This is a genomic window from Methylocella sp., assembly GCF_044226135.1.
Taxonomy (GTDB): Bacteria; Pseudomonadota; Alphaproteobacteria; order Rhizobiales; family Beijerinckiaceae; genus Methylocapsa.
The window spans coordinates 37,217-62,658 of the sequence record NZ_JBGAHM010000015.1; the positions used below are offsets into that span (position 1 = coordinate 37,217).

31 protein-coding genes are annotated in these 25,442 nt (G+C 70.3%); 19 read left to right on the plus strand and 12 right to left on the minus strand.

What is annotated here, in order from left to right; translation table 11 throughout:
* Nucleotides 1-81: 81 nt before the first annotated feature.
* Nucleotides 82-765: a peptidase C15 gene (locus tag ACILRB_RS08820; protein WP_395665922.1), complete on the minus strand. Its 684-nt coding sequence runs from the start codon at nucleotides 763-765 to the stop codon at nucleotides 82-84.
* 166 nt (nucleotides 766-931) lie between these two features.
* Here ACILRB_RS08820 and ACILRB_RS08825 point away from each other — a divergent pair, with 166 nt between their 5' ends.
* Both ACILRB_RS08825 and ACILRB_RS08830 read left to right on the plus strand, forming a co-directional pair.
* Nucleotides 932-2,152 (plus strand): alpha/beta hydrolase, encoded by a 1,221-nt coding sequence (locus ACILRB_RS08825; protein WP_395665923.1) that lies wholly within the window; start codon nucleotides 932-934, stop codon nucleotides 2,150-2,152.
* Between the two features lie 420 nt (nucleotides 2,153-2,572).
* Entirely contained in the window at nucleotides 2,573-2,875 is a 303-nt protein-coding gene (locus ACILRB_RS08830) for a hypothetical protein (protein ID WP_395665924.1), read from the plus strand.
* Between the two features lie 129 nt (nucleotides 2,876-3,004).
* On the opposite strand, the gene ACILRB_RS08835 is transcribed toward ACILRB_RS08830, so the two are convergent.
* Nucleotides 3,005-3,580: a type 1 glutamine amidotransferase domain-containing protein gene (locus ACILRB_RS08835; protein WP_395665925.1), complete on the minus strand. Its 576-nt coding sequence runs from the start codon at nucleotides 3,578-3,580 to the stop codon at nucleotides 3,005-3,007.
* 81 nt (nucleotides 3,581-3,661) lie between these two features.
* On the minus strand, nucleotides 3,662-4,438 hold the full coding sequence (locus ACILRB_RS08840) for a phosphoadenylyl-sulfate reductase (RefSeq protein ID WP_395665926.1): 777 nt from the start codon (nucleotides 4,436-4,438) through the stop codon (nucleotides 3,662-3,664).
* Between the two features lie 230 nt (nucleotides 4,439-4,668).
* Between ACILRB_RS08840 and cysT the strand changes: the two genes are divergently transcribed.
* The 7 genes from cysT to ACILRB_RS08875 all read left to right on the plus strand — a co-directional run bounded on the left by cysT (nucleotide 4,669) and on the right by ACILRB_RS08875 (nucleotide 10,335).
* Nucleotides 4,669-5,511 carry a sulfate ABC transporter permease subunit CysT gene (gene cysT, locus ACILRB_RS08845; protein WP_395665927.1) on the plus strand — a complete coding sequence of 281 codons (843 nt, stop codon included), beginning with the start codon at nucleotides 4,669-4,671 and terminating at the stop codon, nucleotides 5,509-5,511.
* Nucleotides 5,508-6,449, plus strand: coding sequence for a sulfate ABC transporter permease subunit CysW (gene cysW / locus ACILRB_RS08850; protein ID WP_395665928.1), 942 nt, complete (start codon nucleotides 5,508-5,510; stop codon nucleotides 6,447-6,449). The genes cysT and cysW overlap by 4 nt, the downstream gene beginning before the upstream one ends.
* A 31-nt stretch (nucleotides 6,450-6,480) precedes the next feature.
* Nucleotides 6,481-7,557: a sulfate/molybdate ABC transporter ATP-binding protein gene (locus tag ACILRB_RS08855; RefSeq protein WP_395665929.1), complete on the plus strand. Its 1,077-nt coding sequence runs from the start codon at nucleotides 6,481-6,483 to the stop codon at nucleotides 7,555-7,557.
* A gap of 101 nt (nucleotides 7,558-7,658) precedes the next feature.
* Nucleotides 7,659-8,321, plus strand: a complete 663-nt coding sequence (locus tag ACILRB_RS08860; protein ID WP_395665930.1) for a DedA family protein — start codon at nucleotides 7,659-7,661, stop codon at nucleotides 8,319-8,321.
* Between the two features lie 30 nt (nucleotides 8,322-8,351).
* Nucleotides 8,352-8,990 (plus strand): DedA family protein, encoded by a 639-nt coding sequence (locus ACILRB_RS08865; RefSeq protein ID WP_395665931.1) that lies wholly within the window; start codon nucleotides 8,352-8,354, stop codon nucleotides 8,988-8,990.
* A 78-nt stretch (nucleotides 8,991-9,068) separates the two neighbouring features.
* Nucleotides 9,069-9,410, plus strand: a complete 342-nt coding sequence (locus tag ACILRB_RS08870; protein ID WP_395665932.1) for a hypothetical protein — start codon at nucleotides 9,069-9,071, stop codon at nucleotides 9,408-9,410.
* A gap of 28 nt (nucleotides 9,411-9,438) precedes the next feature.
* Entirely contained in the window at nucleotides 9,439-10,335 is an 897-nt protein-coding gene (locus ACILRB_RS08875; protein ID WP_395665933.1) for an MBL fold metallo-hydrolase, read from the plus strand.
* A gap of 3 nt (nucleotides 10,336-10,338) precedes the next feature.
* Here the strand turns inward: ACILRB_RS08875 and ACILRB_RS08880 are convergent, their stop codons facing one another.
* The 3 genes from ACILRB_RS08880 to ACILRB_RS08890 all read right to left on the minus strand — a co-directional run bounded on the left by ACILRB_RS08880 (nucleotide 10,339) and on the right by ACILRB_RS08890 (nucleotide 12,942).
* A complete protein-coding gene (locus ACILRB_RS08880) occupies nucleotides 10,339-11,109 on the minus strand; it encodes a DUF1499 domain-containing protein (RefSeq protein WP_395665934.1) in 771 nt (256 codons plus the stop codon).
* 5 nt (nucleotides 11,110-11,114) lie between these two features.
* Nucleotides 11,115-12,080, minus strand: coding sequence for a DnaJ C-terminal domain-containing protein (locus tag ACILRB_RS08885; RefSeq protein ID WP_395665960.1), 966 nt, complete (start codon nucleotides 12,078-12,080; stop codon nucleotides 11,115-11,117).
* A gap of 358 nt (nucleotides 12,081-12,438) precedes the next feature.
* Nucleotides 12,439-12,942 (minus strand): RT0821/Lpp0805 family surface protein, encoded by a 504-nt coding sequence (locus ACILRB_RS08890; protein WP_395665935.1) that lies wholly within the window; start codon nucleotides 12,940-12,942, stop codon nucleotides 12,439-12,441.
* Nucleotides 12,943-12,986: 44 nt separating this feature from the next.
* Between ACILRB_RS08890 and pdxH the strand changes: the two genes are divergently transcribed.
* The 9 genes from pdxH (at nucleotide 12,987) to ACILRB_RS08935 (ending at nucleotide 20,013) form a co-directional block, all read left to right on the plus strand.
* On the plus strand, nucleotides 12,987-13,601 hold the full coding sequence (gene pdxH, locus ACILRB_RS08895; protein ID WP_395665936.1) for a pyridoxamine 5'-phosphate oxidase: 615 nt from the start codon (nucleotides 12,987-12,989) through the stop codon (nucleotides 13,599-13,601).
* Nucleotides 13,598-14,056, plus strand: a complete 459-nt coding sequence (locus ACILRB_RS08900) for an NUDIX hydrolase (RefSeq protein WP_395665937.1) — start codon at nucleotides 13,598-13,600, stop codon at nucleotides 14,054-14,056. Before pdxH ends, ACILRB_RS08900 begins: the two co-directional genes overlap by 4 nt.
* A gap of 63 nt (nucleotides 14,057-14,119) precedes the next feature.
* Nucleotides 14,120-14,692, plus strand: coding sequence for a TIGR02301 family protein (locus tag ACILRB_RS08905; RefSeq protein ID WP_395665938.1), 573 nt, complete (start codon nucleotides 14,120-14,122; stop codon nucleotides 14,690-14,692).
* Between the two features lie 9 nt (nucleotides 14,693-14,701).
* Nucleotides 14,702-15,679 carry a P1 family peptidase gene (locus ACILRB_RS08910; RefSeq protein ID WP_395665939.1) on the plus strand — a complete coding sequence of 326 codons (978 nt, stop codon included), beginning with the start codon at nucleotides 14,702-14,704 and terminating at the stop codon, nucleotides 15,677-15,679.
* Between the two features lie 80 nt (nucleotides 15,680-15,759).
* Entirely contained in the window at nucleotides 15,760-16,335 is a 576-nt protein-coding gene (locus ACILRB_RS08915) for a hypothetical protein (protein ID WP_395665940.1), read from the plus strand.
* A 106-nt stretch (nucleotides 16,336-16,441) separates the two neighbouring features.
* Nucleotides 16,442-17,752, plus strand: a complete 1,311-nt coding sequence (purB, locus tag ACILRB_RS08920; RefSeq protein ID WP_395665941.1) for an adenylosuccinate lyase — start codon at nucleotides 16,442-16,444, stop codon at nucleotides 17,750-17,752.
* 53 nt (nucleotides 17,753-17,805) lie between these two features.
* The gene (locus ACILRB_RS08925) at nucleotides 17,806-18,441 is read left to right on the plus strand and encodes a hypothetical protein (RefSeq protein WP_395665942.1); all 636 of its coding nucleotides are present in this window, start codon (nucleotides 17,806-17,808) and stop codon (nucleotides 18,439-18,441) included.
* A 4-nt stretch (nucleotides 18,442-18,445) separates the two neighbouring features.
* Entirely contained in the window at nucleotides 18,446-18,997 is a 552-nt protein-coding gene (locus ACILRB_RS08930; protein ID WP_395665943.1) for an RBBP9/YdeN family alpha/beta hydrolase, read from the plus strand.
* A 116-nt stretch (nucleotides 18,998-19,113) separates the two neighbouring features.
* On the plus strand, nucleotides 19,114-20,013 hold the full coding sequence (locus ACILRB_RS08935; RefSeq protein WP_395665944.1) for a hypothetical protein: 900 nt from the start codon (nucleotides 19,114-19,116) through the stop codon (nucleotides 20,011-20,013).
* Nucleotides 20,014-20,017: 4 nt separating this feature from the next.
* Here the strand turns inward: ACILRB_RS08935 and ACILRB_RS08940 are convergent, their stop codons facing one another.
* The 6 genes from ACILRB_RS08940 to ACILRB_RS08965 form a co-directional block, all read right to left on the minus strand.
* Nucleotides 20,018-20,716: a fumarylacetoacetate hydrolase family protein gene (locus tag ACILRB_RS08940; RefSeq protein ID WP_395665945.1), complete on the minus strand. Its 699-nt coding sequence runs from the start codon at nucleotides 20,714-20,716 to the stop codon at nucleotides 20,018-20,020.
* 124 nt (nucleotides 20,717-20,840) lie between these two features.
* Nucleotides 20,841-21,122: an exodeoxyribonuclease VII small subunit gene (locus tag ACILRB_RS08945; protein WP_395665946.1), complete on the minus strand. Its 282-nt coding sequence runs from the start codon at nucleotides 21,120-21,122 to the stop codon at nucleotides 20,841-20,843.
* Nucleotides 21,123-21,266: 144 nt separating this feature from the next.
* Nucleotides 21,267-21,779 carry a tyrosine phosphatase family protein gene (locus ACILRB_RS08950; RefSeq protein WP_395665947.1) on the minus strand — a complete coding sequence of 171 codons (513 nt, stop codon included), beginning with the start codon at nucleotides 21,777-21,779 and terminating at the stop codon, nucleotides 21,267-21,269.
* Between the two features lie 98 nt (nucleotides 21,780-21,877).
* Nucleotides 21,878-22,522, minus strand: coding sequence for a phosphohydrolase (locus ACILRB_RS08955; RefSeq protein WP_395665948.1), 645 nt, complete (start codon nucleotides 22,520-22,522; stop codon nucleotides 21,878-21,880).
* Nucleotides 22,523-22,539: 17 nt separating this feature from the next.
* Nucleotides 22,540-23,145 carry a DNA-3-methyladenine glycosylase I gene (locus tag ACILRB_RS08960; protein ID WP_395665949.1) on the minus strand — a complete coding sequence of 202 codons (606 nt, stop codon included), beginning with the start codon at nucleotides 23,143-23,145 and terminating at the stop codon, nucleotides 22,540-22,542.
* A 1-nt stretch (nucleotide 23,146) separates the two neighbouring features.
* Nucleotides 23,147-23,986, minus strand: a complete 840-nt coding sequence (locus ACILRB_RS08965; RefSeq protein ID WP_395665950.1) for a YgfZ/GcvT domain-containing protein — start codon at nucleotides 23,984-23,986, stop codon at nucleotides 23,147-23,149.
* Between the two features lie 98 nt (nucleotides 23,987-24,084).
* On the opposite strand from ACILRB_RS08965, the gene ACILRB_RS08970 reads away from it, so the two are divergent.
* Nucleotides 24,085-25,416 (plus strand): dihydroorotase, encoded by a 1,332-nt coding sequence (locus tag ACILRB_RS08970; RefSeq protein WP_395665951.1) that lies wholly within the window; start codon nucleotides 24,085-24,087, stop codon nucleotides 25,414-25,416.
* Nucleotides 25,417-25,442: the final 26 nt, after the last annotated feature.

A 25,442-nucleotide genomic window follows, 5' to 3' on the forward strand; every position in this document is an offset into this window, starting at 1 on the left:
TCGATTCGTCGCGTTCAACCTCTTTCACGCCGCAAACGCGTCCCGAGCCATTGCGGCCGCCCCGGGCCGGCGCCGCACAGGCTACGTCTCCGGCGCCCGGCCGGCGCTGGCGTCGCCCGGCCGGGCGTCTGGCGCGGCCCGCCGCGGGGCGCCCGCGCCGCGCCCGCGGCCTGACAGGCGCGCCGCCGCGAGGATCGCCGCGACGCCCGCCTCGGCGAGCGCCGACGGACCGCCGAGGCGGCGCGGCGGCGGCACGTGAATGAAGCCGACGGGGGCCGCGCCCGCGCGCCCAAGGGACAGATAGAACAGTTCGTTGCAGAGATAGTCGCCGGCGTCGTTCGAAAGGGCGGCCGCAAATCCCGCCCGTCTCAGGCTCGCCGCGATCTGCGCCGCCGGCCACAGCGCGCGACGCGCGGCGGGGCCGCCGGGCTCGACGAGAGGCGACGGCGCGCGGCGGCCGGCGGCGTCGGGCCGCAACGGCCCGGCGCGGTTCAGCGCGCGCGTCTCGACGCCGATCACGCGCCTGCGCCCCGCGACGCCGAAATGCAGGACGAGGTCAGGGCCGGCGCGGCCGGAAGCCTGGTCGAGCGCGTCCGTGAGCGCGTTGCGGATCGCGTCGCGGCGCACGGGCAGCACGGCGAGCCGAAGCTCGATTCCGGCGAGCAGGAGGCGGCGTCGGCGCCGCGCCAGCGCGCGGACGAGGGCCTGAGTCGGATTGCGCGGCTGGCCGGGAAAGCCGCCAAAGCCGGTGACGAGACAGATCATGTCTCACGAAGCTTTGCGCGGGCGCGGGCGCGGCGCAAGCCCGTGGGCCGCAAAGGCGACATGTTCACAGCCGATCATGTCTTCGCGCCGCGGCGGAAACCTTTCGTTAAGGCCGCGCGCTCAAACGAGGGACGGGCCGCCGACGGCCCATGGAGGCGAAGCGAGCATGCGGCATGCGCGCCGGGCGCGAGGCGCCCGCAGGTTTCTTCCGACGGCGCTCGCCGCGGCGGGCCTCTGCGCGCTCGCGCTTGCGGGCTGCGGCGGCGGCGGGGATCTCGGCGCCGAGGCCGCCGGCCCGCGCCAGACGGCGATGTTCGTCGTCTCGACGCGCAGGGGCGAGACGCCGCCCGCGAGCGAAGCCTCGAACGACGGCGTCGGGCGCTTCTCGCTGCAGTTCGTCAGCACGCCGCCCGGCCATCGCGTCGGCCAGCTCGAGGCCCCGTCCATCGGCGCCCCCGACCCTGCGCGCCATTTCGCGCTCGTAAAACGCCGCCCGCTCGACGAAGACGGCTTTCTGACGACGCTCGCCACGCATCTTTCGGGCCGCGTCGGCTCGAACCGCGACGTGCTGCTCTATGTGCACGGCTTCAACACGAGCTATGACGAGGCGCGCTTCCGCCTCGCGCAGATCGTCGAGGACGGGCGCTTCGGCGGCGTGCCGGCGCTGTTCACCTGGCCCTCGACCAACGCGCTGCTCGACTATGGCGCGGCCAAGGAGAACGCGACCATCTCGCGCGACGCGCTCGCCCGCGTCATCCGCGAGCTGACCCAGACGCCGGACGTCGGACGCGTGCACATCCTCGCCCATTCCATGGGCTCGTGGCTGACCATGGAGGCGCTGCGCCAGAACGCCATCGCCTATGGCCCGGCCGCCGGCGAGAAGCTCGGCGACGTGATGCTGGCCGCGCCCGACATCGACCTCAACGTGTTCCGCCAGCAGATCTCGCGGCTCGATCCCTCGCATGTGTTCGTGCTGGTGGCGGCGAACGACCGCGCGCTGTCGCTGTCGCGCACCCTCGCCGGCGACCGGCCGCGCCTCGGCGCGCTCGATCCCACGGCCCCCGTCGACCGGGCCGCGCTCGAGGCGCTCGGGGTCCGCGTCTATGACCTGACGCGCGAGGCCGACATCTTCATCGGCCATGGCGCCTATTCGGCGCCCGACGCCGTCCGCTCGATCGGCGCGCAGATCGCCGCGCCGCGCGCGCAGGACGCGAACGTGCAGTCGGTGCTCGGCGAACGGCCGGTCGACGACCGCATCCTGTCGACGCCGCTCTCGCCGCTCGCGCCCGCCGCCGCGGCGGCCCCGGCGCTCGGCTCCGCGCCGTCCTCCGCCCCTGCCCCGGTCGTCGCGGCCGCCGCGCCGGCGCCGGCCGCCCCCGCGCCCTGAGCGCGGATTTTCCGATTTTCGCCGGAACCGTGCGTCCGCCTGCGCGTTATCAAGCGCAAGTTGTGTCTTTGCGCACTGCGCTTTGATCTAGCTTGGCCGAGAAACGTTTCGCTTCACGAACAAACGAAGTCAAACGAGCGACAAAACCTCAGTTGGACAAGTTTTAATCGCATTGAAGCTAAACTAGACTTTGGCCGCCTCGAAACCGCTTCAATCAAGTGTGTGCCGCACAATTCTTCACACAGTTGTGCTGCGAGGCAACATAAATAATTCACATTGACGACCTAATGTGAATAGTATTAATTAATGTGGCGGAGGCGTTATGGCGGCGCCGTCGAATTCATCCATCGTCTTCTGGTCGCGCGCGCTCCGGCGCTCGCGCCGTTCAGTCGAGAGGCGAGCAATCAAAGCGAGGGTGTCATGTGCTTGATCGCTGAAGTCGTGCATTCGTGCTCACACGAGAAGGTGGCCCATGCGGCCGTCGCCTCGATCGGCTCGGATTTCGCCGGCAAGGTGCAGGCCACAGCCACCACCTACGGCCTGTCCATGGGCGCCTTCGCCGCCCAGACCGTCACGCAATTCGGCCGGACCTGCGGCGGCGAAGAGAAGCAGGCGCTCCGCCGCCTCATGAAAGGCGCGGACCAGCCGATCCTCATCGCGCTCGAACATATTCTCCGTCCGGCCGTCGAGCAGGCCTTCGTCCAGGAGCCGGCCGAAGCCTGAGCCCGGCGGGACGCGCAAACCGAACGCGCCATCGACCCGAACGCGAGACGGCCAGGGTCGGGAACAGGAGCCAGAACCAAAAGAGCGCCATGCGGGCGCTCTTTTTGTTTTGCGCGCCCTTTATCTTCCTCAGGCGCTGCGGCGGAACGGCTCGCCCGCAAGCAGCGCCTGGCCTTCGACCTCCGCGACGATCGCCGTCACGAAAGCGTCGAGGTCATCCGGCGTGCGGCTCGTGATCATGCCCCCCGTGACGACCGCCGGCCTGTCGACCCACAGCCCTCCCGCATTGACCACGTCGGCGCGGATCGCGGGGACGCTGGTCAGCTCGCGCCCTTCGACCACGCCCGCCTCGATCAGCAGCCAGGGCGCGTGGCAGATCGCGGCGACGATCTTTCCCGCCGCGAGAAAGTCCTTCACGAGGCCGATGACGCGGGGGTCGAGGCGCAGCCGGTCGGGATTGAGCACGCCGCCCGGCAGGACGAGGACGTGAAACCCGCCGGCGGACACCTCGTCGAGAAGGGCGTCGACCTCGATCTCCTCGCCCCAGTCCGTTTCGTTCCAGCCGCGGATGCGCGGGCCATGCGGCGCGGCGAGCGTGACGGCGGCGCCGGCTTCCGCCAGCTTCCGTCTCGGGACGAGCAGCTCAGACTGCTCGACGCCGTCGGTCGCGACGATGAGAATTTTTGCGTTCTGGACGTCCGTCATCCGAAGCTCCATCTGGCGAGGCGGCTCCCGGCCGCTTTCCCGCCGAACCCGCCCGGGCGCGGCGGGTTCCGGAGCGGGGATTCAGCGCGCGGCGGGGGCGTTCTGCGGCGCGGGCTCGGCGTCGGCGCGCAGATGCAGGCCGCATTCGGTCTTGGCCCTGCCGCGCCAGCGGCCCGCGCGCGCGTCTTCGCCGGGCCGCACCTTGGAGGTGCAGGGCACGCAGCCGATCGACGGATAGCCCTGCGCCACGAGCTCATGACGCGGCAGGGCGTGCGCGTCGAGATAGGCGGAGATCTGCGCCGCGCTCCAGTTCGCCAGCGGATTGACCTTGACGCGGCCTTCGTCGAGCTCGAACAGCGGCAGGGCCGCGCGCGTCGCCGCCTGGAACCGCTTGCGCCCGCTGATCCAGGCCGAAAATCCGCCGAGCGCCCGTTCGAGCGGCGCGACCTTGCGCAGCGCGCAGCAGCGGTCGGCGTCGCTCGACCACAGGAACGTCTCGGGGTCCTCGCGCGCGAGCGCGTCGGGGTCGGGCCCGACGTCGCGCACGTCGGCGAGCCCCAGACGCTCGACGAGCCTGTCACGATAGGCGAGCGTCTCGGGAAACAGCACGCCCGTGTCGATGAAGAGCACGGGAAGCGCGCGGTCGATCTGCGCGGCCATGTGCAGCAGCACCGCGGAATCGGCGCCAAAGCTCGACACCAGCGCGATCCCGCCCGGGAAAAGATCCTCGACCGCAAAGCGCAAAAGGCGCTGCGGGTCGAGCGCCCAGAGCTTTTCGGCGATGAGCGCGCGCGCCGCCGCGTCGCCCATGAGATCGGCCCGCTCCGTGATCCTGTCCGCGTCTCCGGCTTCGCTCATGGGTCGCTCCTTTCGGGCCGTCGCGCCGGCGCGTCGCGGCGTCGGCGCTGCTGATATAGTCTATATCCACATAAAATGCGATAAATTGATTTATACACATAAATTATGTGTATAAAGGGCCTTGCAGGCGTCCGGGTTCTCGGCTAGCTTAATTCCACTCTTTCTGTAGAGAATATCTATTCTACAGACTAAACCGCAGCGCCCGCGCCGCCCGAACCGAAAGTTCCGCCGTGTCGTCGACGAGCCTGTCCCTCAAGCCCCGCTCGATCCTGCCGGGCTTCGGCCTTTCGCTCGGCTACACGCTCGCCTATCTCGGCCTCGTCGTGCTGGCGCCGCTCGCGGCCCTGGCGCTCGCCGGCGGGCGGCTCGGCCTTGCCGGCGTCTGGGAGATCGGGATCGAGCCGCGCGTCTTCGCCGCCCTGCGCGCCAGCTTCACGCTGGCGCTCGTCGCCGCCGCCGTCAACGTCGTGTTCGGGGCCATCGTCGCCTGGACGCTGACCCGCTATGATTTTCCCGGCCGGCGCCTGCTCGACGCCGCGGTCGACCTGCCTTTCGCGCTCCCGACCGCCGTCGCCGGCGTCGCCCTGACGGCGATTTACGCGCCGACGGGCTGGATCGGGCGCCTGGTCGAGCCGCTCGGCTGGAAGGTCGCCTTCACGCCGGCGGGCGTCGTCGTGGCGCTCGTCTTCGTCGGCCTGCCCTTCATCGTGCGCACCGTGCAGCCCGTCATCCTCGACCTCGAGAAGGACGTCGAGGAAGCCTCCGCCTCGCTCGGCGCGACGCGCGTCCAGACGCTCGCCCGCGTCGTGCTGCCGGCCCTGCTGCCGGCGCTCCTGACCGGCTTCGCGCTCGCCTTCGCCCGCGGCGTCGGCGAATATGGCTCGGTCATCTTCATCGCCGGCAACGTGCCTTTCGTGTCGGAGATCGCGCCGCTGCTCATCGTCGTGAAGCTCGAGGAGTTCAACTATGAGGCGGCGACCGCCGTCGCGTTGTGGATGCTGGCGATCGCCTTCCTGATTCTCCTCGCCGTCAACCTGATCCAGTCCTGGAGCCGCCGGAGGTTCGGCAAATGACCGACGCCGGCCCCTGGGGCGCCGCCCTGTCCGAGCCCGCCGCCGCCGCGGCCCATGCGAGACGCGCCGGACGCGGCGCGGCCAAAAGCGGCGTGGCCAAGAGCCGCGTGGCCAAGAGCGGCGCGACGGCCGAGAGCCCGCTCCTCGCTTTCGCGCTGATCGCCCTGACCTTCGGCTTTCTCGCGCTGTTCCTGTTCTTTCCGCTCGTCGTGGTGTTCGCCGAGGCCTTCCGCAACGGCCTGCGCGCCTATTTCGCCGCGCTCGTCGAACCTGACGCGCTCGCCGCCATGAAGCTCACCTTGCTCGTCGCGGCGATCGCCGTGCCGGCCAACGTCGTGTTCGGCCTCGCCGCCGCCTGGGCCGTCGCCAAGTTCCGCTTCCCCGGCCGCAGCCTGCTCGTCACGCTCATCGACCTGCCCTTTTCGGTGTCGCCGGTCGTCGCAGGCCTGATGTTCGTGCTGCTGTTTGGCGCGCAGGGCCTGTTCGGCCCCTGGCTTTCGGCGCATGGCGTCGACGTCGTCTTCGCCGTTCCGGGCGTCGTGCTCGCCACCGTCTTCGTGACCTTCCCCTTCGTCGCGCGCGAGCTCATCGCGCTGATGGAGGACCAGGGGACGGCCGACGAGGAGACCGCCCTCTCGCTCGGCGCGAGCGGCTTCTCGACCTTCTGGCGCGTCACCCTGCCCAATGTGAAATGGGCGCTGCTCTATGGCGTCCTGCTCTGCAACGCGCGCGCCATGGGCGAATTCGGCGCGGTCTCGGTGGTCTCGGGCCACATCCGCGGCGAGACTAACACGCTGCCGCTGCAGATCGAGATCCTCTACAACGAATACGCGATTTCGGCGGCCTTCGCCGTCTCCACCCTGCTCGCGCTTCTGGCCATGGCGACCCTTGTGCTGAAAGCCGCGCTCGAAGCCGTCGCCGGCGCGTCCGGCAATTAAAGACCCACCCCAACGTCCGGGCGGAGACCCCATGCGGATACGCGCCGAAAACATCGTCAAGACCTTCCCCGGCGCCGGGCGCGCCGCCCTGCGCGACGTCAGCCTTTCCGTCGCATCGGGCGAGCTCGTCGCCCTGCTCGGCCCCTCGGGCGGCGGCAAGACGACGCTGCTGCGCGTCATCGCCGGGCTCGACGCGCCCGATTCCGGCGCGGTCTTCTTCGGCGACCTCGACGCCTCGCGCGCGAGCGTGCAGGAGCGCCGCGTCGGCTTCGTGTTCCAGAGCTACGCCCTGTTCCGGCACATGACGGTCGAGGAGAACGTCAGCTTCGGGCTCGACGTGCGCGCCCGCGCTGACCGTCCGTCAAAGGCCGAGATCCGCCGCCGCGCGCATGAGCTCATCGAGCTCGTGCAGCTCAAGGGCTTCGAGAAGCGCCGCCCGGCCCAGCTTTCGGGCGGCCAGCGCCAGCGCGTCGCGCTCGCAAGGGCGCTTGCCGTCGAACCGCGCGTGCTGCTGCTCGACGAGCCCTTCGGCGCGCTCGACGCCAAGGTGCGCCGCGAGCTGCGCGGCTGGCTGCGCGAGCTGCATGACCGCACCGGCCACACCACGATCTTCGTGACGCACGACCAGGACGAGGCGATGGAGCTCGCCGACCGCGTCGCCGTGCTGAACGGCGGCCGCATCGAGCAGATCGGCGCGCCCGACGAAATCTACGACCATCCCGCCACCGCCTTCGTGCATGAGTTCATCGGCGAATCGAGCGCCCTCGACGCGCAGATGCGCGAAGGCCGGCTGTTCCTCGGCGACCGCGCGCTCGACGTGACGCAGCCGCACGCCGCGGCCGGGACGCTCTGGGGGGCGGGCCGCCTGTTCGTGCGGCCGCAGGACGTGGTCATCGGCGAAGACGGCCCCGACGCGGTCGAGGCCGAGATCGTGTCGGTGCGCCGCGCCGGCGCTGCGCGTCGCGCCGAGATCGCGCTTCCCTTCGCGCCGCGCGCGCGGCTCGAAGCCGAGGCGCCGGTTCTGGCGTCGCTGCGCCCGGGCGAGCGCGTTCCGGTGCGCTTCCGCCGCGCCGCCTTCTACCCGGTCGAGGCGGTCGCGGCGGAATGAAGGCGCGCCCGCTCCCGTCTCCTGCGGCTCCGCTTGGCCGCCGGAAGGAAGACGGTTAGGCTCGCCTCTCGGCCCGTCCTTTCTCGCGAGCGGACGCTCACTTGACCCTGGCGCCTGCGCTCGACCAGATCCTCGCCCTCCTTGAACATTACGGCCTGTTCGCCGTGTTCTTCGGCGTCGCGGTCGAAAGCGCCGGCGCGCCGTTTCCGGGCGAAACGCTCCTGCTCGCCGCCGCCGTCGCCTCGGGCGCGCACGCCGGGCCCGGCGCCCTGCCGCTGCCGGGCGTCATCGCCGCCGCGGCGGCGGGCGCGATGTTCGGCGACAATCTCGGCTACTGGATCGGGCGCGGGCTCGGCCTTCCGCTGCTCGAACGCTACGGGCCCAGGATCGGGCTCAGCCGCGAGCGGCTCGCGATCGGCGAGCGCCTGTTCCGCGACCATGGCGGCAAGATCGTCTTCTTCGGCCGTTTCGTGGCCTTCCTGCGCGCCTACGCCGCCCTGCTCGCCGGCGCGATGCGGCTCGACCCCGGCCGTTTCTTTCTGTTCAACGCCGCCGCGGCGATCGTCTGGGCGAGCCTTTTCGGCGTTCTCGGCCATGTCTTCGGCAAGGAGGCGCACCGGCTGACGGGGCCTGTCGGCTTCGTCGGCCTCGCCCTGGCTGCGGCGTTTTTTACTTTCATATGGCGCTTCTATAAAACCCAGGAAGCGCGCCTGAGGGCGCAGGGCGGGCCGCCGCCGTCGCCTCCCGAAGACATGGCCGTCTAGCGTCCGCGCGCATCCGTTTCAGGAGCCTTCGTGTTCATCGAGCAGATCCAGCCCTTGATCGCCCAGCATGGCTACTGGGCCGTTTTTCTCATCGTGCTGCTTGAAAGCGCCGGCGTCCCCCTGCCCGGCGAAACCGTCCTTCTTCTCGCCGCGGGCTATGCGGGGGCGACGGGCGAGCTTGACGTCGTGTGGATCGTCGCCGCGGCCGCCGCCGGCGCCATTCTCGGCGACAATGTCGGCTACTGGGTCGGGCGCAAGTTCGGGGCCGGACTTCTGCAGCGTTATGGCAAGTTCATCCATCTGCCGCCCGACCGGCTGCTGCTCGGCCAGTATCTGTTCGAGAAGCACGGCGGCAAGATCGTCTTCTTCGGCCGCTTCGTCGCGTTCCTGCGCGTGCTCGCCGCGCTGCTCGCCGGCGTCAATCAGTACGCCTGGGGCCGGTTTCTGTTCTTCAACGCCACCGGCGGCCTCGTCTGGGCCACGATCATGGGAACGGGCGCCTATCTCTTCGGCGACGCCATGCATCGCGTCAGCGGCCCGCTCGGCCTGATCGCGCTCGGCGTGGTGGTCGCCGCCGCCGTCGCCGCCATCGTGCTGGTGCGGCGCGAAGAAAAGCGCATGGCGCAGCAGGTCGCGGCCGAACGCGCGCCGCAGGCGCAGGAAGCCTGACCATGGGCGAGGCGCGCGGAACGATCGGCGCGGCGGCGGCGTTGGCCGCCCGGCCCGACCCGTTCAGGAGACCTCGCCATGACACGAGACACGAAGAAACGAGACAGGGCGCCGAGCGCCGCGGCGCTCGCCGCAAGCCTCGCCCTGTTCGCGTTCGCGCCGGGCGCGGCGCAGGCCCAGACCGCCCCCGGCGCGCCGGGAACGCCGAACGCCCTTCCCCAGAAACAGGCCATTCCCGAGAAGGTCGACGAGCCGCTGCGCTCCGGCCGCAGCGAGAGCCTGAGCGACAGGCTCGACGAGACGAACGGCGTCGTCAAGCCGCCGCCCGGGGTCGACCCGGGCATCGTCCAGCCTGCTCCCGTCCCTCATCCCAATTCGACGCCGGTCATTCCGCCGCCGCCCGGTCCGCAGGCGAAATAGCCGCGCGCCCGCAGCCTCAGGCGCCGCCATGAGCGCCGCGCCGCCCTTCCTGCGCGATTTCAGCGCGCCGGCCGGGCGCGCGGTGGAGCTTTCGCCGCTCGTGCGCCGCGTGCTCGCGCCGAACGCCGGCCCGATGACCTTCACCGGCACCTGCTCTTATGTCGTGGGGCGCGGCGAGGTGGCGGTGATCGACCCCGGCCCCGCCGATCCCGCCCATGTCGCGGCGCTGCTGGCCGCGACGGCGGGCGAGCGCGTCGCCGCCATTCTCGTCACCCACACCCACGCCGATCATTCGGGCGCCGCGCGGCTCCTGCGCGAAAAGACGGGCGCGCCCCTGCTCGGCTGCGCGCCGCACCGGCCGACCGGGGCCGCGCGCGCCGACGCCGTGCACGACCTCGCCTATGCGCCGGACGGCGCGCTGCTCGACGGCGAGAGTTTTGAGCGCGAAACCTTCTCGCTGACGGCGATCGCGACGCCGGGCCACACGGCGAACCATCTGGCCTTCGCGCTGGCGCAGGAGAAGGCGCTGTTTTCGGGCGATCACGTCATGGGCTGGTCGACCTCGGTGGTGATCCCGCCCGACGGCTCGATGGACGCCTATATGGCCTCGCTCGACCGGCTGCGCGGCCGCGACGACGTCGTCTACTGGCCGGGCCATGGCGGGCCCGTCGCCGAGCCGCAGCGGCGGCTGCGCGCCCTGCGGCATCATCGCCGCCAGCGGGAGCTCGCGATCCTGTCGCGTCTCGAAAAGGGCGCGGCCCGGGTCGACGAGATCGTCGCCGCGGTCTATCCGGGCCTCGACGCGCCGCTTCTGCGCGCGGCCGGCCTGTCGACGCTCGCCCATCTTGAAGAGCTCGCCGGGCGCGGCGTGGTCAGGGTCGAGGGCGCCCCTTATGACGCGGACGCCCGCTTCAGCCTCGCGTGAGGCTCATTTGTGGTCGACCGCCGCCTCGAGCGCGGTCTCGAAGGCGGCGATGTTGCGGGCGTTGACGCCGAAGTCGATCGGGCCGAAGCGCGAGGCCGAACGCACGTCGACGCGGCTCTGCTCGACGACCGGCCTGAGCCTGACCGTGACATAGGACGGCAGCCCCAGGATCGGGCTCGCGGCGATCGCCTCGATATGGCCGAGCCCCATGCGCCCGCCGGGCGGAACCGCCTCGACGACCTTCCAGCCGGCGCTTTTGACGGCGCGGCGCAGCGCGGCGAAGGCGTCGTCGGCGTCGAGGTCGAGCAGCATCGGCAGGATTTTCGGATAGGCTTTGGCCTGCTCCGCCCGCGCTGAGGCCGGCGGCGTCGGCGGCGGCGCCCCGCGCGCGGCGTAGGCGGCGCGTGAAAAGGAAAAGGCGGGCGGATCGGCGAGATCGGTCGAAAGGTCGGTCAGGCGCGGCCCCTGCGCCGCCCGCGCCAGCATATAGGCCGGATAGGCGAGCAGCAGGGCCGCGAGCACGAGGCCCGTTCCCGCCCGCCCGGCGCCGCGGCGGCCGGTGCGCCACACGACGACAAGCCCCGCCAGCGCGCAGACGACGGCGGCGAGCGCGAAGCCGATCGAGCCGCCGAGCACGGCGAACGCCGCCGGCGGGTCGAGCCCGGCGCGCGAGGCGAAGACGCCGATCGCCGCCACGGCCAGCGCGAAGGCGGCGAGCCTGCGGCTCGCGACCGCGGCGCCCGAAAAAGGCTCCTCGAAGACGAGCCGCCGCATCGCCGCTAGCCGAGGTCGGCGCGCGGATTATAGGGCTTCTGCGCCTCCCATTTGCGCATCAGGGCGGCGAGATCGGGGTCGCTTTCGTCGGGCAGCACGATGCGCAGCGTCACGAACAGGTCGCCCGCGCCGCCTGCGGCATGAGGCAGGCCCTTGCCGCGCAGCCGCAGCGTGCGGCCGCCGTTCGAGCCCGCCGGCACGGCGAGCTCGACCATGCCGTCGAGCGTCGGCGCGTTCACCTTGGCGCCGAGCACCGCCTCATAGAGGGTCACGGGCAGGTCGAGCCGGAGATCCTTGCCGTCGACGCGGAAGAAGGGATGCTTCGCGATCCTGACCGTGACGATGGCGTCGCCGGGCTCGCCGCCGACGAGGCTCTGGTGACCCTGCCGCTTGAGCCTGATCTGCTTGCCGTCCTCGATGCCCGCGGGGATGGTCGCCTCGAGCGTGCGCCCGCTCGGCAGGGCGACGCGCGCCGTCGTCCCCTTGACCGCCTCGGCGAGGCCGATGGTCACGGCGGCGACGGCGTCTTCGCCGCGCTGCGGCGGCGGCGGCGGCGCGGAAGAAGCGCGGCCCCGGCGGCCGGCGCCGCCGAACATCTCGTTCAGAATGTCGCCCGGGTCGAAGCCTCCGGCCGCGCCCGGGCGCGCGCCGCCGAAATTGAACTCGAAGCCCTCGAAGCCGCCGCCCGGCCGGCGTCCGCCGAAGCCGCCGGGCCCGCCCGCGCCAAACCCCTCGAAGCCCGGATGGCGCGGCTTGCCCTCGGCGTCGATCTCGCCGCGGTCGAAGGCGGCGCGCTTCTTCTCGTCGCCAAGGATTTCATAGGCCGTGTTGATCTCGGAGAATTTCTCCTTGGCCTTCGGCTCGGTGCTCTGGTCCGGGTGAAATTTCTTGGCGAGCTTGCGGAAGGCGGATTTGATGGCCGCCGCGTCGGCGCCCTTCGTCACGCCGAGGACAGTATAGGGGTCACGCATTCTGAGGATCACGCATCGTTCGAGCTCGTTTGCGGCGCCCGGCCGGCCCGCGTCCGCGGCGCGGGCCCGGCGCCGCGCGACGGAGTTTTTCGCGGCCAGGATCTTTTCATGACAAGGACCGCTTCATGACAAGAACAGTCTCATGACAAGAACAGTCTCATGACGGAGCCGGCGTCATGACGAACGCCGTTTTCCGACGAGAGGCTTTGTCGTGAAAATGTCGTTCCCGCCGTCAAAATGGGGGAGGCCGGGGCGCGGCGCAAGCCTCGCCGGCGCGCAGGCGCAGGCTTTTGCGGCGCCGCAGCGCGCTTTGGCCGCAAGCCGGCTGCCGGATCGCAAATCAGCGCTCTATCGCAAATCAGCCTTTGGCGAGCGGGCGGGCCCTGACGATCGCCCAGTCGCCGTTCTTGTCGGCGCAGGCGGTGCCTTCGGCCTTTTCGGATTTGTCCTTGCGCCGCGCGTCGCCGCGAAACTTGCGGCAGACCTGGCCGTCGACCGGAAACGGCGAGCCCTGCGGCGCGAAGGCGCCGCGCGCGCCCGATTCGGGATTGTTCCAGCCGACCTCCGCGCCATTGCCCTGCGGGTCGAGCGCGGTCGAGAGCGCCGCGCGGGCGCGCCGCCAGTCCTCGGCGTCGAACAGGGCGTCGAAGGGAGAGGCGGCGATCGAGCCGGTCGCGTCGTCGTCGGGGAGCGAGAATTTCGCCACCTGCATGGAGACGGCGCAGCCGCCGAGCCCGGCGGCCAGCGCGCCGGCCGCCAGAAGGCGCGACAGAAGATGGCGCCACGCCGCGCCGGACCGGTCCGCGCTGGAGACGCGGGTCGATCGGTGATAATGGCGCGAAAGCCGAACAAAAAGCGCCACGGGCCGAACGCTCGCGAAAAAGTTGCCGTCGCGGAGATCTAGCCTTGAACAAGTTAATGGGGGGTGACTTCACCCGCGCGAAGGACCCCTTCGCTCTCTTCGCCGAATGGTTCAATGAGGCGAAAACGTCTGAAATCAACGATCCCGACGCCATGGCGCTGGCGACCGTCGACGCCGAAGGCCTGCCCGACGTGCGCATGGTGCTGCTCAAGGAGGCGACGCCGCAGGGTTTCGTGTTCTACACCAACGCCGAAAGCGCCAAGGGACAGGAGCTCGCCGCCTGCATGAAGGCGGCCGGCGTCCTGCACTGGAAGTCGCTGCGCCGGCAGGTGCGTTTCCGCGGCCCGGTCGAGCCCGTGAGCGGCGCCGAGTCCGACGCCTATTTCGCCTCCCGCGCGCGTGAAAGCCGCATCGGCGCCTGGGCGAGCCGGCAGTCGCGCCCGCTCGAGAGCCGCTTCGCGCTCGAGACGGCGGTCGCCAGATATGCGCTGAAATACGCCGTCGGCGAGGTGCCGCGCCCGCCCTATTGGGGCGGCTATCGCATCGTCCCCGCGCAGATCGAATTCTGGGCCGACGGCGCGTTTCGCCTGCATGACCGTCTCGTGTTCCGGCGCGCCGCGCCCGCAGAGCCATGGACGACCGAGCGGCTCTATCCGTGACGGCGTCTTCGCCCGACGGGCGGCTCTATCCGGCCCGGCCCCTGCTCGCGGTCTCGATCGCCGTCTTCCGGGCGGGCGAGGTTTTGCTCGCGACGCGCGTCAATCCGCCTTACGCCGGGCTCTATTCGCTGCCGGGCGGGCTCGTCGAGGCCGGCGAGACGCTCGAAGCGGCGGCCCTGCGCGAACTTTTTGAAGAGGTCGGCGTCACGGCGCGCGTCGTCGCCTTCAACCGGCACGTGCAGTCGATCGAGCGCGACGCGGACGGAAGGACGCGGCGGCATTTCGTGATCGCCTCCTTCGTCGGCGACTGGATCTCGGGCGAGGGGACGCCCGGGCCCGAGGCCGGAAAAATCGTCTGGGCGCGCCCCGAACGGCTGGCGGGCCTCGCCTGCACGCCCTTCACCGAGGAGGTGCTGTCGCGCGCGGCCGCGCTCCGGGCGGCGCGCGACGCGTAAGGCCCCGCTTTGTGCCGGCGACGAAAGCGGCTAGGCTTTTCACGCAAGCTCACGGGCCGGACGATGACGCGAAATTTTCCAGCGCACGGATATGGCGCCGCGGCCGCCGCTTTCGCGGCTTTCTCCTGCGCCCTGCTCGCCTTCGCCGCGCCCGCCGCGGCGCAGCTGCCGGACTGGCTGCACATTCCCTTTCTCACCCCGCAGAAGCCGGCCGAGCAGGCGCAGCCCCCCGCCGAGGCGCCCAAGGCCGCAAAGCCCAGGCCGAAGAAAGAGGCCAGGCCCGCCACGCCCAGAGAGGCGAAGAAGGAGCCCGCCGGCCCTCCGCCCGAGCCGCCGCCCCCGCCCTATGAACCCCAAGTCCTGCGCCTCGCCGAGATTTTGGGCGCGCTCGCCTATCTCGAAGACCTGTGCGGCTCGAAAGAGAACTGGCGCGCCCGCATGCAGACGTTTCTGGAGGCCGAAGCGCGCACGCCGGACCGCAAGGAGCGGCTCGCCGGCGCCTTCAACCGCGCGTTCCATGATTATGAAGCCTCCTACCGCAGCTGCGGCGGCAACGCCGAAGCCGTCATCGCGCGCTTCCTGCGCGAGGGAGGCCGGATCGCCCGCGACGTCGCGGCGCGCTACAGCGAGACCTGAGGCGGCTTCGTGAACAACCTCATCACCGACGTCGCCGGCGTTCTCGTCGGCTCGGCGCAGGACGAGAATCTCGCCTCCGGCGTCACGGCGGCGCTGTTCGACGCTCCGGCGATCGCCTCAGTGGCGGTTCATGGCGGCGCGCCGGCCGGCCGCGACACGGGGCTGCTCGAACCGGGCTTCACGGTCGAAAGCGTCGACGCGCTGGTCCTGTCGGGCGGCTCGGTCTTCGGCCTCGACGCCATGGGCGGGGTCATCGCCTGTCTGCGCGCGCAAGGCCGCGGCTTTCCCGTCGGCGGCGTCCGCGTGCCGATCGTTCCGGGCGCGGCCCTGTTCGACCTGCTGAACGGCGGCGACAAGAGCTTTTCGGACGCCGTCTACTGGCGGCTCGGCTTCGACGCCGCAGCCGTCGCCGCGGAAGACTTCGCGCTCGGCACGGCGGGCGCGGGCTTTGGCGCGACGACGGCCACCTTCAAGGGCGGGCTCGGCTCGGCGAGCGCGAGAACCTCCGCCGGCTTCACGGTGGGCGCGCTCGTGGCGGTCAACGCGGTCGGCTCGGCGACCGTCGCCGACGGGCCGCATTTCTGGGCCGCGCCCCATGAGCGTGGCGCGGAGTTCGGCGGCCTCGGCTGCCCCGCCGTGTGGCCTGAGGCCGATTTCCAGATCAAGAGCGTCGAGCCGCGCAACACCACGATCGCCGTCGTCGCAACCGACGCGGCGCTGACGCGGGCGCAGGTCAAGCGCCTCGCGGTGATGGCCCATGACGGCATGGGCCGCGCGCTGCGCCCGGCCCATGCGGCGATGGACGGGGACACGGTGTTCTCGGCCGCGACCGCGCGGGCGCGGCAGCCGCCAAGCCTCGCCGATCAGGCCGAGATCGGCGCCTTGGCCGCCGACTGCCTGGCGCGGGCGATCGCGCGCGGGATTTTCGAGGCGACGGCGCTGCCGTTCGCGGGCGCGCAGCCGGCCTGGCGCGACGCCTTTGGCTGAAAGCCCGGCGCATTTCGTCTTGTCGTCAGGAAAAGCGCGACGATAATTCATGCGGCGAATCGACCGATTGAGCGACCGCCATGCAACACGCGCTGCAATCCCCCCCGTTTCAGGTCTACGCCTTTTTCGGCGCCTTCGTTCTGGTCCTTCTGGTCAACGCGACCGGCGTCGTCAGCAAGGTCATCACGCTCTATACGAACATCTTCGCGCATGAATTCATCAGTTCGCGCAACCATCTGTTTCTGCGCCTGAAAGACAAGGTCGAGCTTTCGGCCGCCGTTGGCGTCGTCGAGCAGACGCTCTATCTTTACGCGCTGTTTTCCGGCCTGACCGGAATCCTGACCAGCGTGCTGATTTTCAAGGCCTTCAACGGATGGCTGACGATCGCCGCGCCGACCGGCGCAGACCTCCAGACGCCGAACGCGCAGACGCCGACCATCCTGCCCCAGACCGCACAGACCCAGACCATCCCGCCCCAGACCATCCCGCCCCAGACCGCACAGCCCGCCGAAGGTCATGTCGCCCTTGAAAACCTCATCCGCTTCTACGGCTATGCGATCGGCAATTTCATCTCGCTGATGTTTGCGATCGTCATCTTCGAAGCGACGAAATACGCCTTTCAGCATGTGGGCGCGCTTCAGCCCTACTGGCTGTAAGCCTGTCGATCGTCTCGGGCCTCGCGCGCGTGAGGCCCGGGTCGCGCGGGCTTTGCCTTTCGCCCGGCCTGCATGCTAGAGCGCTCCCTTCACACGGGAGCCCCTGATGATCCCCCGCTATTCCCGCCCCGAGATGGCCGCCGTCTGGGAGCCGCAGACGCGCTTTCGCATCTGGTTCGAGATCGAGGCCCACGCCTGCGATGCGCTCGCCGAGATCGGCGTCATTCCGAAGGAGTCCGCGAAGGCGATCTGGGACAAGGCCGGCGGCGTCGCTTTCGACGTCGCGCGCATCGACGAGATCGAACGCGTCACCAAGCATGACGTGATCGCCTTTTTAACCCATCTCGCCGAATTCATCGGCCCCGATTCGCGCTTCGTGCATCAGGGCATGACCTCGTCGGACGTGCTCGACACCTGCCTTTCGGTGCAGCTCGCGCGCGCCTCAGACATTCTGATCGACGACGTCGACGCCCTGCTCGCCGCGCTGAAAAAGCGCGCCCACGAGCACAAGCTGACCCCGACCATCGGCCGCTCGCACGGGATTCACGCCGAACCCGTCACCTTCGGGCTCAAGCTCGCCCAGGCCTACGCCGAATTTTCGCGCGCCCGCGAGCGGCTCGTCGCGGCCCGCAGGGAGGTCGCGGTCTGCGCCATCTCGGGCGCCGTCGGCACTTTCGCCAACATCGACCCGCGCGTCGAGGCGCATGTCGCCGAAAAGCTCGGCCTTGCGGTCGAGCCGGCCTCGACGCAGATCATTCCGCGCGACCGCCACGCCATGTTCTTCGCGACGCTCGGCGTCGTCGCCTCCTCGCTGGAGCGGCTCGCGATCGAGATCAGGCACCTGCAGCGCACCGAGGTGCTCGAGGCCGAGGAATATTTCTCTGAAGGCCAGAAAGGCTCCTCGGCGATGCCGCACAAGCGCAATCCGGTGCTGACCGAGAACGTCACCGGCCTCGCCCGGCTCGTGCGCGGCATGGCCCTGCCGGCCATGGAGAACGTGGCGCTCTGGCACGAGCGCGACATCTCCCATTCCTCGGTCGAGCGGATGATCGGCCCCGACGCCACGGTGACGCTCGATTTCGCCCTGCATCGCATGACCGGCGTGATCGAGAAGCTGCTCGTCTACCCCGCCAACATGAAGAAGAATCTCGACCGGCTCGGCGGGCTGATCCATTCGCAGCGCGTGCTGCTGGCGCTGACCCAGAAAGGCGTCTCGCGCGAGGACGCCTATGCCTATGTGCAGCGCAACGCCATGCCGGTGTGGCGCGGCGAGGGCGACTTTTTGACCCTGCTGCGCGCCGACAGGGACGTCAGCGCGAAACTGTCCGACGCCGAACTCGAAGAGCTGTTCGATCTCGGCTATCATCTCAAAAACGTCGATATGATTTTCGCGCGCGTGTTCGGGCAGGGCGCCTGAAGTTCGCGCCCGCAGGATCGTCTGAAAAGACACGAAACCAGCAGAGAGAGCCCATGCCTAAGGACGCCCGCCTCGAAACCGCCGTCGCCGCGGTGGCCGCCGACCCCGAACTTCATGCGCGCTGGCTCAACACCTTCTCCTATCTCGAATATGTCGGCTTCCGGAAGATCGTCAAAAGCCAGCGCGCCGACGTGGTTTCGACCGAGCTCCTGACCCACGCCCTTGAAGAAGGGCGCCATGCGCTCGGCCTCAAGAAGCTCGCGGTCAAGGTCGGCGGCGCGGCTTTCGAGACCTATGCGCGAGACACCATGCTCTGCGGCGACGAGGCGGAAGACTACTTCCAGTCGCTCGACGCCGGCTGCGACGCGGTGTTTGCGGCCCTGCCCGACGCCGAGCGCTCGCGCGTCGTCTATTGCTACGTGACCTGGCTGATCGAGCGCCGCGCGCTCGACGTCTATGGCGTCTACAAGGCGGCGCTCGGCGATTCGCCGCTCGCCGGACGCATCGCCGGCCTGCTCATGGAGGAAGAAAAGCACCTCGCCGACGTCAATCGCGAGCTCGCCGCCCTCGACCCGGAGTTCGAGGCGCGGGCGCCGCGCCTCGAGGCGCTCGAGGCCGGGCTTTACGAAACCTTCCTCGGCAAGCTTTCGGCCGCGCTCGAACCGTCGCGCGCGCGGACGCCGGCCTGAGCCGATGAGGACCGCCGACGCCGACATCCTGCTCGTGCCGGGCCTCGGCGGCTCGGAGCCGGACCACTGGCAGCGACGCTGGGCGGCCAGGCTGCCGACCTCGCGCGTTTTGGAGCAGGAGGACTTCGACCGCCCGCGCCTCGACAGCTGGCGGACGCGGCTCGTGGCCGAAATCAGGCGCGACGGACGCCCGACGATTCTCGTGGCGCACAGCCTCGGCTGCCTCGTCGTCGCCCATTCGGCGAAGGCGCTCGAGGGGCTGCCGGTCGCCGGCGCCTTTCTCGTCGCCCCGCCCTCGGCGGAGACGGTCGCGACGCTGCCCTCGGTCGACCGCGCCTTCGCCGCGACGCCGACCGAACGACTGCCCTTCCCGGCGCTCGTCGTGGCGAGCCGCGACGACCCCTATTCGTCCTACGCCGACGCCGAACGGCTGGCCGGAACGCTTGGCGCGGAACTCGTCGACGCCGGCCAGTCGGGCCATCTCAACGTCGAATCGGGCCATGGCCCCTGGCCCGAAGGGCTGATGCGCTTCGCCGGATTTCTGAAGACGCTCTGAACGCCGCCGGCAGGACGCGCCGCGAAGGCCGGGACGCGCCGCCGTGCCGGCGCGCACCACGGCTCGCGCGCCGCGCGGTTAGGCTTGTCCGCATCCTTATCTCCCAGGCGGCGGCCATGACCGACATCGACGCGACCAAGCAACAGCTTCTGACCCGTTTCGGCGTCCACCAGATGACCAACAATCCGGCCGGCGTCGGCAATGAATGCACGCACTGGATCTACGCCGCGCTGTTTGAGGCCCGCGCGCTCGACCACGACCGCGCGCTGCACATCGGCCAGGGCGGCGTTCCCTACACCTGGGGCCGCGAGGTCGCGGCGCCGGCGGTCGAGCGCGGCGACGTCGCCCAGTTCCACAGCTTCCGCAACGAGTTCTTCATCTACGCGCCGGACGGAAGCGGCGGCTCCTACATCAACACGGCGACCAAGGTGCGCGGGCCGAACCACACCGGCATGGTCTTCACCAAGCCCGCCGGCGGGGCCTACTACCAGCTCGAATCGCACATCCACGCGCCGGGCGTGAGCCTGATGAGCATTCGCGGCGCGACGATCTATTTCGAGAGCTTCGCGGTCGCCGTCCCGGCGTCGGCGATCAGCCGCGTCGTCGGCTCGCAGAACTGGCCGTCGAGCGTGCGTCCCGCCGACGCCGAGGATCTGATGGAGCGCGTCGGCTGGACCTCGCTGCGCGCCGAGTTCGGCGTTTCGGCGGCGGCGGCCTCGGCCGCGATCGGGCAGATCCGCCATGGGCGCACGCCGACCGTCGACGGGCGCGACGTCGCCGCGCTGTTCAGGGTGAGCGCCACCGGGCGCCATCGCTTCTACCGTCCGCAGGCGAGCGCGGCGCGCCTCTCCATGAGCCCCGACCAGCTCGCCGCCGAAAAGCAGGCCGTCATCCGCGCCATGATCGCCGGCGGGCGCGCCGGCCACAGCGCGACCGAGGATGAATTCGGCGGCGACAACAAGCGCGCGCGCATCCGCGACGGACGCTTCGACTGGAGCTTTCCGCAGCAGCCGTGAGAAATCACCCGATCCTGACCGTCAGCGGCGGCAGGCCGTCGATCGTCGCCTCCACGTCGTCGCCCCGGAGGATCGGGCCGACGCCCGCGGGCGTGCCCGTATAGATCAGGTCGCCCGGACAAATCTCCGTCAGCGCCGACAGGAAGGCGACGATCTGCGGGATTTTCCAGGTCATGTCCGCGAGGTCGCCGGACTGGCGCGGCGCGCCGTTGACCCTGCAGCGGATCGCGCCCGAGGCCATCGCCCCGGCCGCGGCGCGCGGCAGGATCGCGCCGCAGGGCGCCGAATGGTCGAAGCCCTTCGACATGTCCCACGGGCGGCCCTTTTTCTTCGCCGCCGCCTGAAGGTCGCGGCGCGTGAGGTCGAGGCCGACCGCATAGCCGAAGATCAGCGCTTCGGCGTCTTCGGGCGCGACGTCGCGTCCGCCGCCCGAAAAGGCGACGACGAGTTCGACCTCATGCTGCAAATCGTTCGTCTGCGGCGGATAGGGCACGACCGCGCCGTCGGGCATGAGGGCGTCGGCGGGCTTCATGAAGAAGAAGGGCGGATCGACCTCGGGGTTCGAGCCCATCTCGCGCGCATGTTCGGAATAGTTCTGGCCGACGCAGAAGACGCGGCGCACGGGAAACAGCCCGCCGGACGCGACGGCGACGGCGGCGATTTTCGGCGGTTCGATCACATAGGCGCTGGTCGTGCTGGTCATCGCGCGTTCCTCCGCAGGCGCGCGGTTTTCGCCGATCCGCGGCCGCGCCGCAACGGCCTTTCGCGCCGCGCCGGCTTTTGGCGCGGGGCAGGCGCCCTCGCCTGCATAAGGACGACGCGCGCCGTCAGTCGACGTCGAGCGGGGCGACGCCGCTCGGGCGCCCGTCAGGCCCGAGCGTGATCTTCTCGATGCGCTTTTCGGCGTCGTCGAGGAGGCGCGCGCAATGGGCCTTCAGGGCTTCGCCGCGCTCGAAAATGGCGATCGAGTCTTCGAGGCCGACGGCCCCCTTCTCGAGCTGGTCGACGATGCGTTCGAGCTCGGCGAGCGCCGCCTCGAACGGCAGGGCGGCGACGCCGCCGTCGGCGGCGGCCGGGTCGGGCGATTTCTTTTGCGCTTCGGCGGCCATGCGGGCGATGCGATCCCTGTCGAGCGATCCTGCGGAGACGCCGGCAGGAGAAGCCGGCGGATTTCCCGCCGAGACTTACATCATGCGCGCCGCGCGTTCCACCACGCCGGGGTCACGGCGGCTCGACGTCACGGCCGGCCGGCGTCACAGCAGGTCGAGCGCGAAGGGCACGCCCTCAAAGCAGTCGGCGCCGCGCCCGATCTCGCGCACGGCGGCGCTCATGCGGCCCTTGCGCCGCAACATGGAATCAGCGAGCGCGACGAGCCGCCCGTTCGGCGTCGCCGTCGGCGAGCGCTGGCGCAGCACGGCGGCGATCTCGAATTCGTCGCGCGCCGGATTGAGCGCGCAGGCGGCGATGAACGCCGCCGCCGTCGAGCGGCTGACGCCGGCGTAACAGTGAATCAGCATCGGCGCGGCGCGGTCCCAGCGCAGCGTGAAGTCGACCAGCGCCGCCACATGCGCCTCGCCCGGCGGCACATGGCCGTCGAGCGCCATGACGATGTCGGACATGGACAGGCGCAGGTGCCGCTCGGGGGCGATGGCGCTCGGCCGCGCCACGGGCGTCTCGGCGTCGAGCAGCGTCACGAGGCTGCGCGCGCCCGTCTCGCGCACCATGTCCGGCGCGCGCGCCAGCGAGCAGACATGCAGGCGGCTCATGAAACCTTCGGCCCTTCGTTGCGGCTTTGTCGCGTTGCGGCGCAATATATCGCGTCGCACCATCGGCCGCATCAGAATTTCTCCAAAATCCGCGCCGGTCAGCGCGGCGCCCTGGCGCAAAGTCGCGTCAGCTCGGCGAGAAACCGCTCGGCGGCGAGCGTCGGCGCCCACGGCTCCCAGGGCGTTCCGCCATAGATCGCGACGAGCGGGTCCCGTTCGAGCGGCGGGAACGGAATGCCGAGCGTGAACCGGACCTCCCGCGCCGTCCAGCCGACGACATGCACCGCCTCGCTCGCCGCGGCGACCCGGTCCGCGCGCTTGTGCGGGCGCCGCTCGGCGGCGGTCCAGGGCGAGAGCCCGTAGCGCAGCGCCACCGCGCGCTCGAGGCTTTCGGTCAGCGCCCGATAGGCCGGCCCGAGAAACGGCTTGACCACCGAGATGCAGTCGAAGCCGAGCAGCCCCTCGTCGGCGTCATGCAGCAATTCGCGCAAATCGCCGCGCGGATCGTCGACCTCGGGGCGCCACAGGCGGCGCAGCGCCAGCACGAGCAGAGAATGCTGCGCCACCGACAGGGGCAGCTCCCAGGCCGAATGGCCGCCCCAGCGATAGGTGCGGGCGAGCCCCATGGCGAGGTCGGAATCGTCCCAGTCGAGCGGCGTCGGATCGAGCAGGTCGAGCCGCTTGCCCGAATAAAGCCGCACCCAGGCGCGCGTCGGCGGCTTTGGCGGCGTGTTCGCGCGCATGGCCCGTTCGGCGCCGGTCATCGGCGGCCGGCGAGCGCCGCGCAGTCCTCGCAGCGGAAGCAGTCGACGAGATGGTCGTTGACGAGGCCGCAGGCCTGGCAGAAGGCGTAGACGATGGTCGGGCCGCAGAAGTTGAAGCCTTTGGCCTTGAGGTCCTTCGCCATGCGCTCCGACATCGCGGTCTTCGCCGGGGCCTCGGCCAGGCTGCGCAGCCGGCTCTGCACGGGAACGCCGTCGACGAAGCTCCAGATGTAGCTGGAGAAGCCCTGCGTCTCCTCGACGGCGAGGAAGGCGCGCGCCGAGCGCACCGCGGCTTCGATCTTGCCGCGATGGCGCACGATCCCCGCGTCCTGCGTCAGCGCGTCGATCTTCTGCGGCGTGAAGCGCGCCATTTTCTCAGGGTCGAAGCCCTCGAAAGCGGCGCGGAAGGCGGCGCGCTTGCGCAGGATCGTGATCCACGACAGGCCGGCCTGAAACCCGTCGAGAACGAGCTTCTCGAACAGGGCGCGGCCGTCATATTCGGGCACGCCCCATTCCTCGTCGTGATAGGCGACATAGAGCGGGTCCGCGCCCGGCCAGGGGCAGCGGGTCAGAGCCGGCGGGGGCGCGGCGGCAGGCGCCATGTCAGGCCCCGGGCGTCGCGACGCAGATCGGCGTCTCGCCCGCCCTGACGACGGCGCCGGCGGCCTTCGCGTCCTCGAGCCGGTCGATGCGGACGATGGCGAGGCCCTCGCCGCCGGCCGTGGTGCCGACCTGGCCGAGCGGCGGCCCGCCGGCGGCGATCTCGGCTCCCGGCGCCGGCGCCTCGCCCTCGAAGCTGAACTTCACGACGCGCTTCTTGGCCGATTTGCGGAAATGCACGCGCGCGACCACCTCCTGGCCCACATAGCAGCCCTTCTTGAAGTCGACGCCGTTCAGCCAGTCGAGATTGACGTCCTGCACGAAGGCGTCGCCATAGGCGAACTCCTTGCCGCCGCGCGGCACGCCGGCGCCGACGCGCATCGCCTCATAGGCGGCTTCGTCGGCGTTCGCGGCGGCCTCGAGCGCGGCGCGGGGCGCGAGCACGCGCGCGCCCATGCCCGGCGCGCGCGGGTCGCGATAGACGAGCGCGCCCGGAATCGAAGGCGCGGGCCCGTCGAGCAGAGCGGCGACGCCGAGCGTGTCGGAATTGTCGGAAATCGACACTTTTGCGCGCATCTTGTGAAGGTTGAGCTTTTTCACCAGGTCGGGGATCTGCTCGCGCAGGCAGTCGAAATAAAAGCCTGGCTCGCCGTCCGGCAGCGGCACGACGAAGAAATCGAACATCAGCTTGCCCTGGGCCGACAAAAGCGCCGAAAAGCGGCTGTCTCCGGGCGGGATGTCGAGCACGCTGTTCGTGATAAGCCTTTGAAGAAACTTTGCCGTTTCTTCTCCCGCCAGCTTTGCGACGCCGCGGTCGGCGAGAAGGCAGAGGCGACTTTCCATTGACTTGCACCTCGACTGGAGGCCGGGCGGCGGCTATTCCTCGACGCCGAAAACCGCCGCGCCCGGCGCGTTGACGCTTTACTTAGCTCGGACCTGCGATGCCGCAAACATTCGATCTTCTCATCAGGGGCGGCGTCGTCGTCGACCATAATGGCGTGGGCGAGCGCGACCTCGGCGTCACGGCTGGCAAGATCGCGGCCATCGGCGCGCTCGGCGGCGCGAGCGCCGGCGAGACCCTCGACGCGAAGGGCCTGACCATCCTGCCCGGCGTGATCGACAGCCAGGTGCATTTCCGCGAGCCGGGCCTGACGCACAAGGAAGACCTCGAAACCGGCTCGCGCGCCGCCGTCCTTGGCGGCGTGACCGCCGTGTTCGAGATGCCGAACACCAATCCGCTGACGACCGACGCCGCGAGCCTCGCCGACAAGGTGGCGCGGGCGCGCCGCAGGATGCATTGCGACTTCGCCTTCTGGGTCGGCGGCACGGTCGACAATGTGAACGACATCCCGGAGCTTGAGCGCCTGCCGGGCTCGGCCGGAATCAAGGTGTTCATGGGCTCATCGACCGGCTCGCTGCTGGTCGCCGACGACGCCGGGCTCGCCGAGGTCCTGAAACGCACGCGCCGGCGCGCCGCCTTCCACGCCGAAGACGAGCCGAGGCTCGAATCGCGCAAGGGGCTGCGGGTCGCGGGCGACCCCTCCTCCCATCCCGTCTGGCGCGACGAGGACGCCGCGCTGACGGCGACGCGCCGGCTGGTGCGCATCGCCCGCCAATATGGCGCGCGCGTCCATGTGCTGCATGTCTCGAGCGGCGGCGAGATCGCGTTTTTACGCGATCACAAAGACCTGGCGAGCGTCGAGGTCACGCCGCACCATCTCACGCTCTGCGCCGACGACTACGCCCGGCTGGGAACGAAGCTGCAGATGAACCCGCCCGTGCGCGACGCGGGCCACCGCGAAAAAATCTGGCGCGGGGTCGCCGAAAGCGTCGTCGACATCTTGGGCTCCGACCACGCGCCGCACACGCTCGAGGAAAAGGCCAGGCCCTATCCGCAGAGCCCGTCCGGCATGACCGGCGTGCAGACGCTCGTCCCCGTCATGCTCGACCATGTGGCGGCTGGGCGCCTGACCCTCGAGCGCTTCGTGGACCTGACCAGCGCCGGCCCGGCGCGCCTGTTCGGAATCGCCGGCAAGGGGCGGATCGCGGCGGGCTACGACGCCGACTTCACCATCGTCGATCTCAAACGGCGCGCGACGATCACCAACGGCTGGATCGGCTCGCGCTGCGGCTGGACGCCCTATGACGGCGTCGAAGTCGTCGGCTGGCCGGTCGGGGCCATCGTGCGCGGCCGGCGCGTGATGTGGGAGGGCGAGATCCTGTCGCCGTCGCAGGGCGAGCCGGTCCGCTTCCTCGACGCGCTCGAGGCCTAGCCGGGCCACGGCCGACATCACGTAAA

Excerpts from the sequence above, each read along its gene's own strand:
- ACILRB_RS08820 (WP_395665922.1), bottom strand. The coding sequence starts at position 765 with ATGATCTGTCTCGTCACCGGCTTTGGCGGCTTTCCCGGCCAGCCGCGC.
- ACILRB_RS08825 (WP_395665923.1), top strand. The coding sequence starts at position 932 with ATGCGGCATGCGCGCCGGGCGCGAGGCGCCCGCAGGTTTCTTCCGACG.
- ACILRB_RS08830 (WP_395665924.1), top strand. The coding sequence starts at position 2,573 with ATGTGCTTGATCGCTGAAGTCGTGCATTCGTGCTCACACGAGAAGGTG.
- ACILRB_RS08835 (WP_395665925.1), bottom strand. The coding sequence starts at position 3,580 with ATGACGGACGTCCAGAACGCAAAAATTCTCATCGTCGCGACCGACGGC.
- ACILRB_RS08840 (WP_395665926.1), bottom strand. The coding sequence starts at position 4,438 with ATGAGCGAAGCCGGAGACGCGGACAGGATCACGGAGCGGGCCGATCTC.
- cysW (WP_395665928.1), top strand. The coding sequence starts at position 5,508 with ATGACCGACGCCGGCCCCTGGGGCGCCGCCCTGTCCGAGCCCGCCGCC.
- ACILRB_RS08855 (WP_395665929.1), top strand. The coding sequence starts at position 6,481 with ATGCGGATACGCGCCGAAAACATCGTCAAGACCTTCCCCGGCGCCGGG.
- ACILRB_RS08870 (WP_395665932.1), top strand. The coding sequence starts at position 9,069 with ATGACACGAGACACGAAGAAACGAGACAGGGCGCCGAGCGCCGCGGCG.
- ACILRB_RS08875 (WP_395665933.1), top strand. The coding sequence starts at position 9,439 with ATGAGCGCCGCGCCGCCCTTCCTGCGCGATTTCAGCGCGCCGGCCGGG.
- ACILRB_RS08880 (WP_395665934.1), bottom strand. The coding sequence starts at position 11,109 with ATGCGGCGGCTCGTCTTCGAGGAGCCTTTTTCGGGCGCCGCGGTCGCG.
- ACILRB_RS08885 (WP_395665960.1), bottom strand. The coding sequence starts at position 12,080 with ATGCGTGACCCCTATACTGTCCTCGGCGTGACGAAGGGCGCCGACGCG.
- ACILRB_RS08905 (WP_395665938.1), top strand. The coding sequence starts at position 14,120 with ATGACGCGAAATTTTCCAGCGCACGGATATGGCGCCGCGGCCGCCGCT.
- ACILRB_RS08915 (WP_395665940.1), top strand. The coding sequence starts at position 15,760 with ATGCAACACGCGCTGCAATCCCCCCCGTTTCAGGTCTACGCCTTTTTC.
- purB (WP_395665941.1), top strand. The coding sequence starts at position 16,442 with ATGATCCCCCGCTATTCCCGCCCCGAGATGGCCGCCGTCTGGGAGCCG.
- ACILRB_RS08925 (WP_395665942.1), top strand. The coding sequence starts at position 17,806 with ATGCCTAAGGACGCCCGCCTCGAAACCGCCGTCGCCGCGGTGGCCGCC.
- ACILRB_RS08930 (WP_395665943.1), top strand. The coding sequence starts at position 18,446 with ATGAGGACCGCCGACGCCGACATCCTGCTCGTGCCGGGCCTCGGCGGC.
- ACILRB_RS08935 (WP_395665944.1), top strand. The coding sequence starts at position 19,114 with ATGACCGACATCGACGCGACCAAGCAACAGCTTCTGACCCGTTTCGGC.
- ACILRB_RS08940 (WP_395665945.1), bottom strand. The coding sequence starts at position 20,716 with ATGACCAGCACGACCAGCGCCTATGTGATCGAACCGCCGAAAATCGCC.
- ACILRB_RS08945 (WP_395665946.1), bottom strand. The coding sequence starts at position 21,122 with ATGGCCGCCGAAGCGCAAAAGAAATCGCCCGACCCGGCCGCCGCCGAC.
- ACILRB_RS08950 (WP_395665947.1), bottom strand. The coding sequence starts at position 21,779 with ATGAGCCGCCTGCATGTCTGCTCGCTGGCGCGCGCGCCGGACATGGTG.
- ACILRB_RS08955 (WP_395665948.1), bottom strand. The coding sequence starts at position 22,522 with ATGCGCGCGAACACGCCGCCAAAGCCGCCGACGCGCGCCTGGGTGCGG.
- ACILRB_RS08960 (WP_395665949.1), bottom strand. The coding sequence starts at position 23,145 with ATGGCGCCTGCCGCCGCGCCCCCGCCGGCTCTGACCCGCTGCCCCTGG.
- ACILRB_RS08965 (WP_395665950.1), bottom strand. The coding sequence starts at position 23,986 with ATGGAAAGTCGCCTCTGCCTTCTCGCCGACCGCGGCGTCGCAAAGCTG.
- ACILRB_RS08970 (WP_395665951.1), top strand. The coding sequence starts at position 24,085 with ATGCCGCAAACATTCGATCTTCTCATCAGGGGCGGCGTCGTCGTCGAC.